This window comes from Rhizobium sp. SRDI969 (genome assembly GCF_025152725.1).
In the GTDB taxonomy this organism is placed as follows: domain Bacteria; phylum Pseudomonadota; class Alphaproteobacteria; order Rhizobiales; family Rhizobiaceae; genus Rhizobium; species Rhizobium leguminosarum_I.
This window is the reverse complement of record NZ_CP104035.1, coordinates 3,316,982-3,330,486: the sequence shown is the minus strand read 5'-3', so window position 1 is coordinate 3,330,486 and position 13,505 is coordinate 3,316,982. Positions and strand designations below refer to the sequence as shown.

The following is a 13,505-nucleotide window of genomic DNA, read 5'->3' as shown; positions in this document are numbered from 1 at the left end:
TGGAGCCCGCGCGCGCCTAGCCACCACGGATAGACGGATGCCAGAACGTCACCGCCCGTTCGGTCAGGGCGATGATGCCATAGAAGATCGAGCCGGCCAGCGCCGCGACGGCGATTTCCGCCCAGACCATGTCGACATTCATGCGGCCGATCTCGGTGGAGATGCGGAAGCCCATGCCGACGATCGGCGTTCCGAAGAATTCCGCAACGATGGCACCAATCAGCGCCAGCGTCGAGTTGATCTTCAGTGCGTTGAAAATGAAGGGCATTGCTGAGGGAAGCCTGAGCTTCAGCAGTGTCTGCCAATAGCCGGACGCATAGGTGCGCATCAGGTCGCGCTCCATGTTCCCTGAGGCGGCAAGGCCGGCGACGGTATTCACCAGCATGGGGAAGAAGGTCATGATGATGACGACGGCGGCCTTCGACGGCCAATCGAAGCCGAACCACATGACCATGACAGGGGCGACGCCGATGATCGGCAGGGCCGAAACCATGTTGCCGATCGGAAGAAGGCCGCGGCGCAGGAAGGCGATGCGGTCGGCCAGCACCGCGACGACGAAGCCGCTGAGGCAGCCGAGGATATAACCGATCAGCACCGCCTTGAAGATCGTCTGTCTGACGTCTGCGCCGAGGATCGGCAGCGATGCCATGAACCGCGCGCCGATGGCGCTCGGCGGCGGCAGCAGGATGAAGGGAACGCCGGCGCCACGCGTGACCGCCTCCCAGAGAATGAGGATCCAGGCGCCGAAGATTGCTGGGATCAGGAGCTGGAGCGCCGACTTGCCGGACGTTGTGACGGGCTGCAGCTTCGACAGCTCGGTGACGCATCGCCAGGCAAGCAGCCAGCAGGCGAACAGCAGCAGGAAGAAGGCCCGCGTCGCCGCACCATCGTTGCCGGAAAGAGCCGAAAGCAGCATCCAGGCGGCGCCATGCGCGCCGATAAACAGCACGGTGGCCCGATAGGCCGGCGGCTGCGGCGCTAGAGACAGCAGGGCAGCCGCGATGATGATGATGAAAATGAGGGTTGCCGTGCCATCGGTGAGGGGTCGCGTCGCGCCGTCGGCCAGGAGCGGCGGGGCCATCAGTGCTCCGATGCAGAGGAGGAGGGCGACGACGCCTTGCCAGGAGAAGGTCAAATGTCTCATGCCGGCCTCCCGCCCATGGCGCGGTCAACGATTTTCGCCGCAACGCCGACAATCGCGACCAGGATGCCGGCAAGCAGCGATCCGGCGACGAGGGCGGCCCAGATATCGATGGTCTGGCTGTAATAGGAGCCGGCGAGCAGCTTCGAGCCGATGCCGGCGACAGCACCCGTCGGTAACTCGCCGACGATGGCGCCGACGAGGCTGGCGGCAATCGCTACCTTCATCGAGGTGAAGAGGAAAGGGATCGAGGCTGGAACGCGCAGCTTCCAGAAAGTCTGCATCGGGCTGGCATAATAGGTGCGCATCAGGTCGAGATGCATGATCTCAGGCGAACGCAACCCTTTCACCATGCCGACGGCGACCGGAAAGAAGGAGAGGTAGGTGGAGATCAGCGCCTTCGACACGAGCCGGGAAGCGTCGGAATCGAGATTGAGGAGATGTGCAATAGCATTGTCGCCGGTCAGCACGTTATAGGAGATGATGACGATCATCGGTGCGATGGCGAGGATCGGTATGGTCTGGCTGGCCACCAGCCAGGGCATCAGCGAGCGGTCCATGGCGCGGTTGTGGACGATCAGCACGGCGAGAAGGATGCCGAGCAGCATGCCGAAGCCAAAGCCGAGCAGGGTGGAGGAGAGCGTTACCCAGCTGTGATAGACGAGGCTGCGGTTGCTCGAAAGGCTGCGCAGAAATGTGTTCTCGTAGACGTTCTGCGCCACCTGATGCGGCGCCGGCAGGACCGGCTTCGGCTGCGCCAGCGTCTTGCCGATGAATTCGAGGGTCGAAGGTGTGACGCCGGCGCGGCCGTCCATGTCGCGCTGGAATGGCGCGTTCATGAGGATGGCGGCGACATACCAGATGACGACGAGGGCCAGCAGGATGGTGGTGACGGGGACGATCTTATCCTTGAACGTGTCGGGCTTCATGCTACGCGCTCCTTCAAAAATGGCGCGGCATATTTCTCGACGGTGAGAAACACGTAATCGGGTCCATCAAGTACTTGGGCATTGTCGAAGCGCAGCACTTTGAAACCCTCGTTGCGCAGGAATGCATCCCTGGCAAGATCGTGGCGGCGGCCGTCGGCAGTCTCGTGGCTGTCACCGTCGACCTCGACGATCAGTCGTGCTGAAAGCCAAGCGAAATCGGCGATATAGGGGCCTATCGGCGTCTCGCGCCTGAATCGGGCACCATAGGGCCTGAGATCGCGAAGCATATCCCACATGGCAGCCTCCGCCTTTGTCAGCTCACGGCGGAGCCGTTTTGCCGTTTGGCGGGTTTTGAGGCTGATGTTTGAGTGTGGCATCTAGACCCCTCCCCAACCCCTCCCCACAAGGGGGAGGGACTTAACGGTCGAACCCGCGGGTGGCGGCAGCGCTCTCCCGCGACATTCCATGGAGAATTCAGCGAGCGCCGCGTGTTTGCCCCTCCCCCTTGTGGGGAGGGGTTGGGGAGGGGTCTTGCCAAACAACACGCGCCCGCTCCTCATGCGTGTCCCGTCCTCAGTCCCTCGCGAACGCGGTGGGCAATCTCCAGGAACTCGGGGGTTTCGCGGATGTCGAGTGGGCGCTCGGCCGGCAGGGTCGAGTCGATCACATCGGTCACCCGGCCCGGTCGCGGAGACATCACCACGATCTTGGTCGAGAGATAGACCGCCTCGGGGATGGAATGGGTGACGAAGCAGATCGTCTTGTTCGTACGGGTCCAGAGTTTCAGCAGCTCTTCATTCAGATGGTCGCGGACGATCTCGTCCAAGGCGCCGAAGGGCTCATCCATCAGCAGCAGGTCCGCGTCGAAGGCGAGTGCGCGGGCGATCGAGGCCCGCTGCTGCATGCCGCCGGAAAGCTGCCAGGGGAATTTCTTCTCGAAGCCCGAAAGACCGACGAGATCGAGCGCTTCGGCGATGCGCCGCGTCCGCTCGGCGCCGGAATAGCCCATAATCTCCAAGGGCAGAGCGATGTTGTTTTCGATGGTGCGCCAGGGATAGAGCGCCGGCGCCTGGAAGACATAACCGTAGGCGCGGGCCTTGCGCGCCTCCTCCGGTGTCATGCCGTTGATCGAGATCTCGCCCGAGGTGCTCTTTTCGAGATCGGCGATGACACGCAGGAAGGTGGTCTTGCCGCAGCCCGACGGGCCGATGAAAGAGACGAAATCGCCCTTGCGGACATCGAGATTGACATTGCTCAGTGCACTCACCGGGCCATCATTGGCCTGGTAGGTGAGACAGAGATCCTTGGCGGATACGACGGAGGGTGCTTGCATCAATGCGACCAGTCTTGTTTTCCCCGCTTGAACGCGGTTTGCGTGCTATCATTACCGCCGGTTTTATCGACGACACACTCCATGGAGGATGAGGATGGACGTGACATCAAAGCCCACCTGCCACATCGTTCGCCCCAATCATGCCTATGACGGCAAGCAGGGGCTGAGCTATTTCGCAGGCATCGCCGCCGAAACGGTCGGCGCCAAGGGCATCTGCATGCATCTTTTGACGATCCCGCCCGGCGTGCGCGCCAAGGCGCATCTGCACGAGGCGCACGAGACGGCGATCTACATGCTCTCCGGCGAGGCTCATACCTGGTACGGAGACCGGCTCGAGCATCACGTCATCGTTCATGCCGGCGAACTTTTCTATATCCCGGCCGGCGTGCCGCACCTGCCGGCCAACCTCAGCAGCACGCCGTGCACAGCGATCATCGCGCGCACCGATCCGAACGAGCAGGAAAGCGTCGTGCTTCTGCCGGAGTTGGACGCTTTGGTGCCGGCGTGAGGTCATTGGCATAGAGGCAGCGGTCCCCGATTGATGGCCGTATCGTCATGCGCCATCGTCATACGCCGCTTGCCGGAATGCCGCTACGCGTCACCTTGCGCGGTGCGGTGATATCCTTCCACTGGGAAAGCGCCTTGCTGACGGCCGTGACCGGCTCGCGCCTGACGAATTCGCCGTGGCCCTGGCGGGTCTTGATCGCGCCTTCCTCGATCGCGAGGACGCCGCGCGTCAGCGTATAGCGCGGCAGGCCGGTCACTTCCTTGCCTTCGAAGACGTTGTAGTCGATCGCCGACTGCTGGGCTTTGGACGAAATGGTCTTGGAACGTTGCGGGTCCCAGACGACGATATCGGCATCGGCGCCGACAAGGATTGCGCCCTTCTTGGGATAGATGTTGAGGATCTTGGCGATGTTGGTCGATGTGACGGCGACGAATTCGTTCATCGTCAGCCGCCCGGTGTTGACACCATGCGTCCAGAGCATCGGCATGCGGTCTTCGAGGCCGCCGGTGCCGTTCGGGATCTTGGTGAAATCGCCAACGCCGAAGCGCTTCTGCGCCGTGGTGAAGGCGCAATGGTCAGTGGCGACGACCTGCAGCGAGCCGGAGGCGAGACCTGCCCAGAGCGAATCCTGATGCTGCTTGTTGCGGAAGGGCGGCGACATCACCCGGCGGGCCGCATGATCCCAGTCGGGATTGGAATATTCGCTCTCGTCGAGCGTCAGGTGCTGGATCAGCGGTTCGCCATAGACGCGCATGCCCTTGCTGCGCGCACGGCGGATCGCCTCGTGCGCCTGTTCGCAAGAGGTGTGGACGATATAGACCGGGCAGCTGGCCATGTCGGCGATCATGATGGCGCGGTTGGTCGCTTCACCTTCGACTTCGGCGGGCCGGGAATAGGCGTGCGCCTCGGGGCCGTTATTGCCCTCGGCGAGCAGCTTTGCCGACATCGAGGCGACGACGTCGCCGTTTTCGGCGTGCACTAGCGGCAGGGCGCCGAGTTCGGCGCAGCGCTGGAAGGAGGCGAACATTTCGTCATCGTCGACCATCAGCGCGCCCTTATACGCCATGAAGTGCTTGAAGGTGTTGATGCCCTTGTCGCGGACGATGGTCTCCATTTCCTTGAAGACCTGCTCACTCCACCAGGTGACTGCCATGTGGAAGGAATAATCGCAATTGGCGCGGGTCGATTTGTTGTCCCACATGGTCAGCGCTTCGAGCAGCGACTGGCCGGGAGCGGGCAGGGCAAAATCAACCACCATGGTGGTGCCGCCGGAAAGGGCGGCGCGCGTGCCGCTTTCGAAATCGTCGGAGGAATAGGTGCCCATGAAGGGCATTTCGAGATGAGTGTGCGGATCGATGCCGCCGGGCATGACGTAACAGCCCGTGGCATCCAGCGTCTCGTCGCCCGAGAGATTCTGCCCGATCTCGATGATCTTGCCGCCGTCGATTTTCACGTCAGCCTTGTAGGTGAGGTCGGCCGTGACGATGGTGCCGTTCTTGATGACTGTGGTCATGATCATTCCCCGTTCTTGTCTGCAGTTTGGGCCGGCGAATAGAAGCCGAGCAGTTCTGAGCTGACCTCGATCCGGCCCTGCAAGGCAGCTAGAATCGTTTCGAGTACTGAGCGACGTTCGCGCGAGATTTCCCGATTCCAGAAGCGTAGGACGGAATAGCCATTCACATTGAGCCATTCAGTTCGGCGCTGATCCGACGTGCTATCGGCATGCTGGAAGCCGTCGACTTCGACGATCAATCGTTGTTCACGACAGAGGAAATCGACGATGAATGGGCCGAGGGGAACTTGCCTTGCAAACTTATAGCCATTCAAGCGGCGGGCGCGGAGGTCGCTCCAGAGGTGGTATTCCTCTTCAGTTTCTTTGCGGCGAAGCGTTCTGGCCTGGTCGGTCTTGTTGGTGCGATGTTTCCGGATATCCTGCTTGATAATTTTCGTCGCGCCCGGAGCCCCCTCATCCGCCCTTCGGGCACCTTCTCCCCGAGGGGAGAAGGGGGAGACCGCGACGTCTACCGATCCCTTCTCCCCAGCGGGGAGAAGGTGGCCCGAAGGGTCGGATGAGGGGGCTCCGGGCTCGACATAAGCCATCACACCACAATCTCCGCCGTCTCGACCACCGCATGAAACAGCACATCGGCGCCCGCCGTCGCCCATTCCTTGGAGATTTCTTCCGCCTCGTTATGCGAGAGCCCGCCGACGCAGGGGCACATGACCATCGTCGCAGGTGCCACTTTGGCGGCCCAGCAGGCGTCATGGCCGGCGCCGGAGATGATGTTCATGTGGCTGTAGCCGAGCCGCTCGGCGGCTTCGCGCACCGACGTGACCAGTTTCGGATCGAAGGTGATCGGTTCGAAGTGGCCGATCGCCTCGATGGAACAGCCGACGCCGAGTGCATTGGTGATCTCAGGCGCCTTTGCCTCGATCTTTGCCCGCATACGGTCGAGCTTCTCCTTGTCGGGCGAGCGGATGTCGACGGTGAAGACCACCTTCCCGGGTAGCACGTTGCGGGAATTCGGCGAGAAGAACACCTGGCCGACACCGCCGACGGCACCCGGCTGTTCGCCCATCGCCACGTCCTGGACCATTTCCAGAATGCGGGCCATGGCGAGGCCGGCATTGACGCGCAGGTTCATCGGCGTCGAGCCGGTATGGGCTTCCTTGCCGGTCAGTGTGAATTCCAGCCACCAGAGGCCCTGGCAATGGGTGACGACGCCGATCTGCTTTTCCTCGGCTTCGAGGATCGGTCCCTGCTCGATGTGATATTCGAAATAGGCGTGCATCTTGCGGGCGCCGACCTCTTCGTCGCCGACCCAGCCGATACGCTTCAATTCGTCGCCGAACAGATTGCCCTCGGGGTCCCTGCGATTATAGGCAAAGTCCAGGCTGTGCACGCCGGCGAAGACGCCTGACGCCAGCATGGCAGGGGCAAAACGCGCGCCTTCCTCATTCGTCCAATTGGTGACGACGATCGGATGTTTGGTCTTGATGCCGAGATCGTTCATCGTGCGCACGACTTCGAGGGCCGCAAGCACGCCGAGCACGCCGTCATATTTGCCGCCGGTCGGCTGGGTATCGAGATGCGAGCCGACATAGACCGGCAAGGCATCGGGATCGGTGCCGGGGCGGGCGGCGAACATCGTGCCCATCCGGTCGACACCCATGGTCAAACCGGCATCGTCACACCATCTTTTGAAAAGACTGCGGCCCTGCGCATCGGCATCTGTCAGTGTCTGGCGGTTGTTGCCGCCTGCTATGCCGGGGCCGATCTTCGCCATGTCCATGAGACTGTCCCAGAGACGGTCGCCATTGACGCGCATGTTCTCGCCTGGTGCTGCCACCATTCTTTATGCCCTCACCTGTTTGCGGCAGTCATGCAAAGAGGCATGCCCGCTCGTTCCCGTGGTCCTTTCCTGCGCCCCCTTATTGGTTTTGTCGAGCGCCGGAAAATCGCCAGTTGCCTTTGTTTTACATCTGACGGATAATTTGACCGATTGGTAAACATTACAACTTCCATCGCCGGGCTCAAGACGAAAATCACGAAAATTGCCGATAAAAATGCGGGCAGTTGCTCAAGGAAGCGGCGAGGGTCGTCCCTAGCCAAAACTTGAGCGAAGAAGTTGAATTTCAAGGGGAAACGACAGCCTGTGACAATACCGAGAGCAGCGAAAACCCTGAGGCGGACGCGAATCCAGGAAGAGAAGGAAGAGCAGATCCTGGAAGCTGCGCTCGATGTGTTTTCGGCAAGCGGCTTTCGCGGCTCGACAATCGATCAGATTGCCGAAGTGGCCGGCATGTCGAAACCCAACTTGCTCTATTATTTCCGCACCAAGGAAGCCATGCACCGGGCGCTGATCGACCGGGTACTTTACACTTGGCTGGAGCCGCTCCGCGCCTTCGACGCCGAAGGCAATCCAGAGACGGAAATCCGCAGCTACATCCGCCGCAAGCTGGAGATGGCCCGCGATTTTCCCCGCGAGAGCCGGCTCTTCGCCAACGAGGTGCTGCAGGGCGCGCCACATATCGAAGACGAGTTGAAGGGGCCGCTGAAGGAACTGGTCGACGAGAAGGCGGAGGTCATCCGCGCCTGGGCGACATCAGGCAAGATCGTCAAATGCGATCCCTACCACCTGATCTTCTCCATCTGGTCGACGACGCAGCATTACGCGGACTTCGACGTTCAGGTGCGTGCTGTGCTGGGGCAGGAACATTCGGGCGAGGGGCGCTTCGAGGATGCGGCGCGGTTTCTGGAACAGCTCTTCATCGGTGGGCTGCGACCGGATACCCTTGGAGGATGAGGCTTTACCCTCTCCTCGGAAGCGACACCCGGGCAAGAATATGCGTCATGCCCTCCATCGTATAAGGCTTCTGCAGCACGGGCGCGTCGGAGTGGCTACTCGCCTGAGCGATGCCCTCCCCATACCCCGTGGCAAATAAGAAGGGCACGCCGTCAGCAGCCACTCGATCGGCAATCCCGAAACTCGTCTCATCGCCAAGATCGACGTCAAGAAGCGCCAGATCGAAGGACTGTCCGGTCAGGATCTCAATCGCTTCGGCGACACTTGGCGCCGTTGCCACGTCGGCGCCTAAACGGCGCAGGATATCCTCGCCATTCATGGCGACGACTAGATTGTTTTCCACCAGGGCGCTGCAAAGTGACATGCTGACGTTTTTCCGAGTGATATGGCGGCCGCCCACAGTGGACGGTGAATGAGCGGATGTACTGCGCCATCGCGTTATTTCCAGAGAAACGCCTAGGAATAACATGGGTTTCTAGTCGCTCGCAGACCCGCGGCGAGCGCTTCAGCCCATCATTGCCGGCAATCCCGCAGCGAGCGTATCGATCGCGAGCCGCACCTTCGGCAGCATGACCGGTGAGCGCAGCCAAACGGCATGGGCATCGGAGATATTGGCCGGTTCGTGCTTCAATACCTGAATGAGCCGGCCCGCCAGCACCTCCTCGCGGACCAGCCAGCAGGGCAGCCAGGCAAGACCGCGCCCGGCGACGGCGGCATCGGAAATCGAAGCGAGGTCGTCGAGCCGAAGTCGCGCCTTTGGCACCAGCCGCCGCCCGGGATCAGCCGCAGTCGGAAAGATCCAACCTTTGTCATCATCGCCCCGCCTGTAGACGATGCCCTCATACCGCGGAATATCGAAGACCGTCTGCGGTGCGCCATGTTTTTCCAGATAGGCGGGCGATGCGCAGACGGTCATGCGCTGGCGCGCGATCGCCCGGGCCATCAGATCCGGATTGTCCTTCAGCGGTCCGTTGCGGATGACAAGATCGAACCCGTCCTCGAGCAGGTCGACGATACGGTCGTTGAAGGAAAGGTCGAGTTCGAGGTTCGGATGTTCATCGAGCAGGCGTGCGAGGATCGGCGCGATGCAGTGGCGGCCGAAAAGCACGGGCATCGAGATGCGCAATCGGCCGCGCACGTCACGCCGGCCGGATTCCAGCATGGCTTCCCCGAGGCGGATTTCCTCGATCGCCCGCAGGCAGCGCTCGTAGAAGAATCGGCCTTCCTCGGTAAGGCTCTGCATGCGTGTCGTACGGTTGAAGAGGCGCACGCCGAGACGCTGTTCCAGACGTGCGATCGTCTTGCCGACGGCCGAACGCGTGAGATGGAGCCGCTCGGCGGCAGCCGAAAAGCCACCAGCCTCGACGGCTTCGACGAAGATCGAGATACCCTTCAGCTGTTCCATTTGTTTCCTCTTTGGAACCATTCTGGTGAATTAATATCGCAACTGGTGCGAAATATTCAACGATATCCTTGTGCTCCCTGCAATGGACAAGGAGCAAGGCAATGCAAACAACACGGCAATGGCAGATCGACGCGGTTGGACCGGAGCGCCAGCTGACGATCGGCGAGCGGAGGCTCGAGCCGGTTTCGGGAAACAGGGTTCTGGTGCGGACGGAAGCCGTTTCGCTCAATTTCCGCGACCGACTGGTGATGGAGAGCGGCATGGGGTTGCCGCTGCAATTTCCCTTCGTGCCGGCTTCCGATATGGCGGGGGTCGTCGAGGCAGTCGGACCGGAGGTCAGCCGTTTCAAGCCGGGCGATCGGGTCATCTCGACGTTTTCGCCCGACTGGATCGACGGACGCGGGTTAGGCGATGCGCGCACGCCGCCTTACAAGACGCGCGGCGGCTTTTATCCCGGCGTCCTCTCGCAATACACCGTGCTTTCCGAAGAATGGTATTCAGGCGCGCCTAACACGCTCGATGCGGCGCAGGCGAGCACCTTGCCCTGCGCCGGGCTGACTGCCTGGTTCGCACTGATCGAACGCGGCGGTCTGAAGGCCGGCGACAAGGTGCTGGTGCAAGGCACAGGCGGGGTGGCGCTCTTCGGTCTGCAGATAGCCAAGGCCCATGGTGCGGAGGTCTTCATCACATCAGGCAGCGCGGAGAAGCTCGGCCGCGCCGTTGCCCTCGGCGCCGATCACGCGATCAATCGCCATGAGGGCGACTGGGTTGAGCAACTCTATCAGTTGACCGGCGGCTATGGGGCCGATCACGTGCTTGAGATCGTCGGCGGCCCACATCTCGGCCAGGCGCTGAAGGCGGTGGCGATCAATGGCCGCATTTCCGTAATCGGCGTGTTCGAGGGATTCGAGGTTTCCGGCCCGACCGGGCCGTTGCTGCTCAAGGCGCCTGTTGTGCAGGGCATTTCCGTCGGCCATCGCCGTGCGCTTGAAGATCTGGTGCGGGCAATCGACCAGACCGGGCTGAAGCCTGTGATCGACAAGCGTTATGCCTTCGACGAATTCCCTGAGGCGCTCGATCATCTCTATCGCGGGCCTTTCGGCAAGGTGGTCGTCGAGTTCTGACGATCGCGATTTTCCTGTCTCCCCGCTGCATGATTGTAGGGGGAGACGGCCATCAGGCGGCAGCAGGGACGCCCTGTTCGAAGGCGAAGCTTTCATCGGCCCAGCCGGTCATGCCGCCGATCATCAGCTTGGCCTGGAGCCCGAGATTGGCGAGGCGGAAGGCGGCCTTGTCGGCGCCGTTGCAATGCGGGCCGGCGCAATAGACGGCGAAGAGTGTATCGCTTGCCCATGCTGACATTCGGTGCGCCGTCATCTTGCCGTGCGGCAGGTTGATGGCGCCGGGAATATGGGACTCCGCGAAGAGCTGCGGCGAGCGCACGTCGAGGAGAACGAAATCGACGTTGCCGACCGCAAAGGCGGCATGCACATCCGAGCAGTCGGTTTCGAAAGCGAGCTTGGCGGCAAAGTGAGCGACAGCGGCATCCGGAGCTGCAGCAGGTGTTTGGGAAACGGGGCTTGGCATCGGTCTTCCTTTTTCTGAAGTTGCCGCCTGGTATCGCCGATGCTAGAGCTTTGCGAAATTGGCCATCATGTCTGGCAGCGTAAAGATCATGCCAAACTCATTGCCGCAGCAGACGAAAGGACCGCTGGTCGCCGCACTTGCCTATGACGGGCTCTGCACCTTCGAATTCGGCATCGCCTACGAGGTCTTCGGCCTGCCACGGCCGGAAATGGGCGAAGGCTGGTATCGCTTCTCAGTCTGCGGCATCGAACCGGGTCCGCTTCGCGCAGCGGGAGGGCTGACGGTCGCAGTCGACCAGGGACTGGAAGTGCTTGACGAAGCGGACCTGATCGTCGTGCCGGGCTGGCGGTCGATCGATGCCGTCGTTCCCGAGCCGCTTGTTTCAGCGCTCAAGGCAGCGCATCAACGCGGCGCACGGATCATGTCGCTTTGCTCGGGTGTTGCCGTTCTTGCCGGGTCGGGCCTGCTAACGAACCGCAGGGCGACGACGCATTGGCGTTATGTCGCCTCGATCGCCGCGCGTTATCCCGATATCGCACTCGATGCCGACGTTCTCTACATAGACGAGGGCAGTCTGCTGACGGCAGCGGGCAGTGCTGCCGGCATCGATCTCTGCCTGCATGTGGTGCGCGGCGATTTCGGTTCGGAAGCAGCAAACAGCGTTGCAAGACGCCTCGTCGTGCCGCCGCACCGCGAAGGCGGACAGGCGCAGTTCATTCACGCGCCGGTTCCTGAGGAACGCGAGGGCATCCGCTTGGGGCCGCTGATCGAATGGATGCGCGAAAGCCTTTCCGAGGATCAGCCGATCAGCCTGCTTGCGAAAAGAGCGGGCATGAGCATGCGCACCTTCCAGCGGCGCTTCGAAGCGACGACGGGCCTCAGCGTCGGCGAATGGCTGCTCACGGAGCGGCTGCGGCATGCCCGCGACCTGCTGGAGAAGGAACTTGCTGTTTCGCTCGACGACATCGCCGCCGCCAGCGGCTTTGGAACACTGGCAACCATGCGGCATCATTTTCGCAGGCGGCTCGGGACAAGCCCTCATGCCTATCGAAAATCATTCGGTGGCTAAGGCATCCTTTGCCTGCATTTAACCTAAATGGCCGCTCTCGATCGCATCTCGAGATGGCGCGTGATGATGAGCGACATCTCAGCGCGCTCCGAGACAGCAAGAGCTGACTGAAACGGCGCGATGTCCGCCGGCCGGGAACTTCAATGGCGCCGGGTTGTTGCGCAGAAAGGGTAAATCGAAAGGACGCTTCGACTATGACAACCAATCTCGAGGATGCTGTTGTCGTCATTACCGGCGCATCGAGTGGTATCGGTCAAGCCGCAGCCGAGGCATTCGCCAGGCGGGGTAGCAGGCTGGTGCTCGCGTCGCGCAACGGTGCCGCATTGGAAAAAGTGGCAGAGGTCTGCCGCCGCCTCGGCGGCGAGGCCACTTCAGTTGTTGCGGATGTCACCGACCCCGATGCAGTCAAGGCTCTTGCCTCGAAAGCTGCCTCGTTCGGCAAGATCGATGTCTGGGTCAGCAATGTCGGCGTCGGCGCGGTTGGTCGGTTCGAGGAGACGCCAATTGAGGCGCATGAGCAGGTCATCCGCGCGAACTTGCTGGGACATATCAACGACGCACACGCGGCTCTCCCGGTGTTTCTACGCCAGGGTACGGGCGTATTCATCAATATGATTTCGCTCGGCGGTTTTGCAGCGGCGCCGTTCGCCACAGCCTACAGCGCCAGCAAGTTCGGGCTTCGCGGATTTTCCGAGGCCTTACGGGCGGAGGTGGCGGATAAGCCTCGCATTCATATCTGTGACATTTACCCCGCCTTCGTCGACACCCCCGGCCTGATGCATGGTGCCAACTATGTCGGCCGGAAGGTCTCCGCGCCGCCGCCGCTGATCGATGCCCGGCGCGTTGCCGAAGCCATAGTCCAGGTGGCAAAACACCCGCGAGCAACGACCACCGTTGGCGCAGTAACCAATGCAACACGTCTCGCTCACCTGCTGGCGCCAAACCTGGCGGCGCGTTTGCTCGGCCGCTTCATGGCCGCCTATTTCAACCGAGCATCACCTGTCGCGAAAAGCGACGGTAATCTCTATCGGCCTTCCCAGGACACGGCGCATATCGATGGCGGGTTACGCTCGCGCTCGCGGCCATCGCTGTCGACGCCTCTGATGCTGGGCCTTGCAGCCCTTGCTTCCATCGCGGTCGGCGCGGCCATTGCATCGAGAGGCAGCCGGCGCCAGTCTCTTTCGCTGCCCCGGCGCTTGCGATAGCCGAGAAGATCGCAGCACCGA

14 protein-coding genes and 1 pseudogene are annotated in these 13,505 nt (G+C 61.8%); 5 read left to right on the top strand and 10 right to left on the bottom strand.

Annotation, left to right across the window (positions count from 1 at the left end; translation table 11 throughout):
* Positions 1 to 16: 16 nt before the first annotated feature.
* From N2A41_RS16710 to N2A41_RS16695, 4 genes are all read right to left on the bottom strand, one after another.
* Positions 17 to 1,144, bottom strand: a complete 1,128-nt coding sequence (locus tag N2A41_RS16710; protein WP_260109271.1) for an ABC transporter permease — start codon at positions 1,142 to 1,144, stop codon at positions 17 to 19.
* Positions 1,141 to 2,070, bottom strand: coding sequence for an ABC transporter permease (locus tag N2A41_RS16705; RefSeq protein WP_064248347.1), 930 nt, complete (start codon positions 2,068 to 2,070; stop codon positions 1,141 to 1,143). Before N2A41_RS16705 ends, N2A41_RS16710 begins: the two co-directional genes overlap by 4 nt.
* The gene (locus N2A41_RS16700) at positions 2,067 to 2,366 is read right to left on the bottom strand and encodes an endonuclease domain-containing protein (protein WP_246726162.1); all 300 of its coding nucleotides are present in this window, start codon (positions 2,364 to 2,366) and stop codon (positions 2,067 to 2,069) included. Before N2A41_RS16700 ends, N2A41_RS16705 begins: the two co-directional genes overlap by 4 nt.
* Before the next feature lie 260 nt (positions 2,367 to 2,626).
* Complete coding sequence (locus N2A41_RS16695) at positions 2,627 to 3,403, bottom strand: ABC transporter ATP-binding protein (protein ID WP_260109270.1); 777 nt, start codon at positions 3,401 to 3,403, stop codon at positions 2,627 to 2,629.
* 94 nt (positions 3,404 to 3,497) lie between these two features.
* Between N2A41_RS16695 and N2A41_RS16690 the strand changes: the two genes are divergently transcribed.
* Positions 3,498 to 3,911: a cupin domain-containing protein gene (locus tag N2A41_RS16690; RefSeq protein WP_018073737.1), complete on the top strand. Its 414-nt coding sequence runs from the start codon at positions 3,498 to 3,500 to the stop codon at positions 3,909 to 3,911.
* Positions 3,912 to 3,969: 58 nt separating this feature from the next.
* Here the strand turns inward: N2A41_RS16690 and hydA are convergent, their stop codons facing one another.
* Genes hydA through N2A41_RS16675 form a run of 3 tightly spaced genes read right to left on the bottom strand, consistent with a single transcriptional unit; the run spans position 3,970 to position 7,264 of the window.
* Positions 3,970 to 5,424: a dihydropyrimidinase gene (gene hydA, locus N2A41_RS16685; RefSeq protein ID WP_260109269.1), complete on the bottom strand. Its 1,455-nt coding sequence runs from the start codon at positions 5,422 to 5,424 to the stop codon at positions 3,970 to 3,972.
* Positions 5,425 to 5,426: 2 nt separating this feature from the next.
* Positions 5,427 to 6,011, bottom strand: coding sequence for an endonuclease domain-containing protein (locus N2A41_RS16680; RefSeq protein WP_170262108.1), 585 nt, complete (start codon positions 6,009 to 6,011; stop codon positions 5,427 to 5,429).
* Positions 6,011 to 7,264, bottom strand: a complete 1,254-nt coding sequence (locus N2A41_RS16675) for a Zn-dependent hydrolase (RefSeq protein WP_017965807.1) — start codon at positions 7,262 to 7,264, stop codon at positions 6,011 to 6,013. The genes N2A41_RS16680 and N2A41_RS16675 overlap by 1 nt, the downstream gene beginning before the upstream one ends.
* A gap of 276 nt (positions 7,265 to 7,540) precedes the next feature.
* Between N2A41_RS16675 and N2A41_RS16670 the strand changes: the two genes are divergently transcribed.
* Positions 7,541 to 8,218 carry a TetR family transcriptional regulator C-terminal domain-containing protein gene (locus N2A41_RS16670; RefSeq protein WP_170262109.1) on the top strand — a complete coding sequence of 226 codons (678 nt, stop codon included), beginning with the start codon at positions 7,541 to 7,543 and terminating at the stop codon, positions 8,216 to 8,218.
* Positions 8,219 to 8,222: 4 nt separating this feature from the next.
* Here N2A41_RS16670 and N2A41_RS16665 read toward each other — a convergent pair.
* Together N2A41_RS16665 and N2A41_RS16660 are read right to left on the bottom strand one after the other, a co-directional pair.
* Positions 8,223 to 8,564: pseudogene (locus tag N2A41_RS16665) on the bottom strand (response regulator); the annotation flags it as partial.
* A gap of 159 nt (positions 8,565 to 8,723) precedes the next feature.
* The gene (locus tag N2A41_RS16660) at positions 8,724 to 9,623 is read right to left on the bottom strand and encodes a LysR family transcriptional regulator (protein ID WP_170262110.1); all 900 of its coding nucleotides are present in this window, start codon (positions 9,621 to 9,623) and stop codon (positions 8,724 to 8,726) included.
* Between the two features lie 101 nt (positions 9,624 to 9,724).
* On the opposite strand from N2A41_RS16660, the gene N2A41_RS16655 reads away from it, so the two are divergent.
* A complete protein-coding gene (locus tag N2A41_RS16655; RefSeq protein ID WP_222386764.1) occupies positions 9,725 to 10,747 on the top strand; it encodes a zinc-dependent alcohol dehydrogenase family protein in 1,023 nt (340 codons plus the stop codon).
* Positions 10,748 to 10,799: 52 nt separating this feature from the next.
* Here the strand turns inward: N2A41_RS16655 and N2A41_RS16650 are convergent, their stop codons facing one another.
* Complete coding sequence (locus N2A41_RS16650) at positions 10,800 to 11,210, bottom strand: rhodanese-like domain-containing protein (RefSeq protein ID WP_260109268.1); 411 nt, start codon at positions 11,208 to 11,210, stop codon at positions 10,800 to 10,802.
* Positions 11,211 to 11,277: 67 nt separating this feature from the next.
* Here N2A41_RS16650 and ftrA point away from each other — a divergent pair, with 67 nt between their 5' ends.
* Together ftrA and N2A41_RS16640 are read left to right on the top strand one after the other, a co-directional pair.
* A complete protein-coding gene (gene ftrA, locus N2A41_RS16645) occupies positions 11,278 to 12,279 on the top strand; it encodes a transcriptional regulator FtrA (protein ID WP_260109267.1) in 1,002 nt (333 codons plus the stop codon).
* Between the two features lie 194 nt (positions 12,280 to 12,473).
* On the top strand, positions 12,474 to 13,484 hold the full coding sequence (locus N2A41_RS16640) for an SDR family oxidoreductase (protein ID WP_260109266.1): 1,011 nt from the start codon (positions 12,474 to 12,476) through the stop codon (positions 13,482 to 13,484).
* Positions 13,485 to 13,505 lie beyond the last annotated feature (21 nt).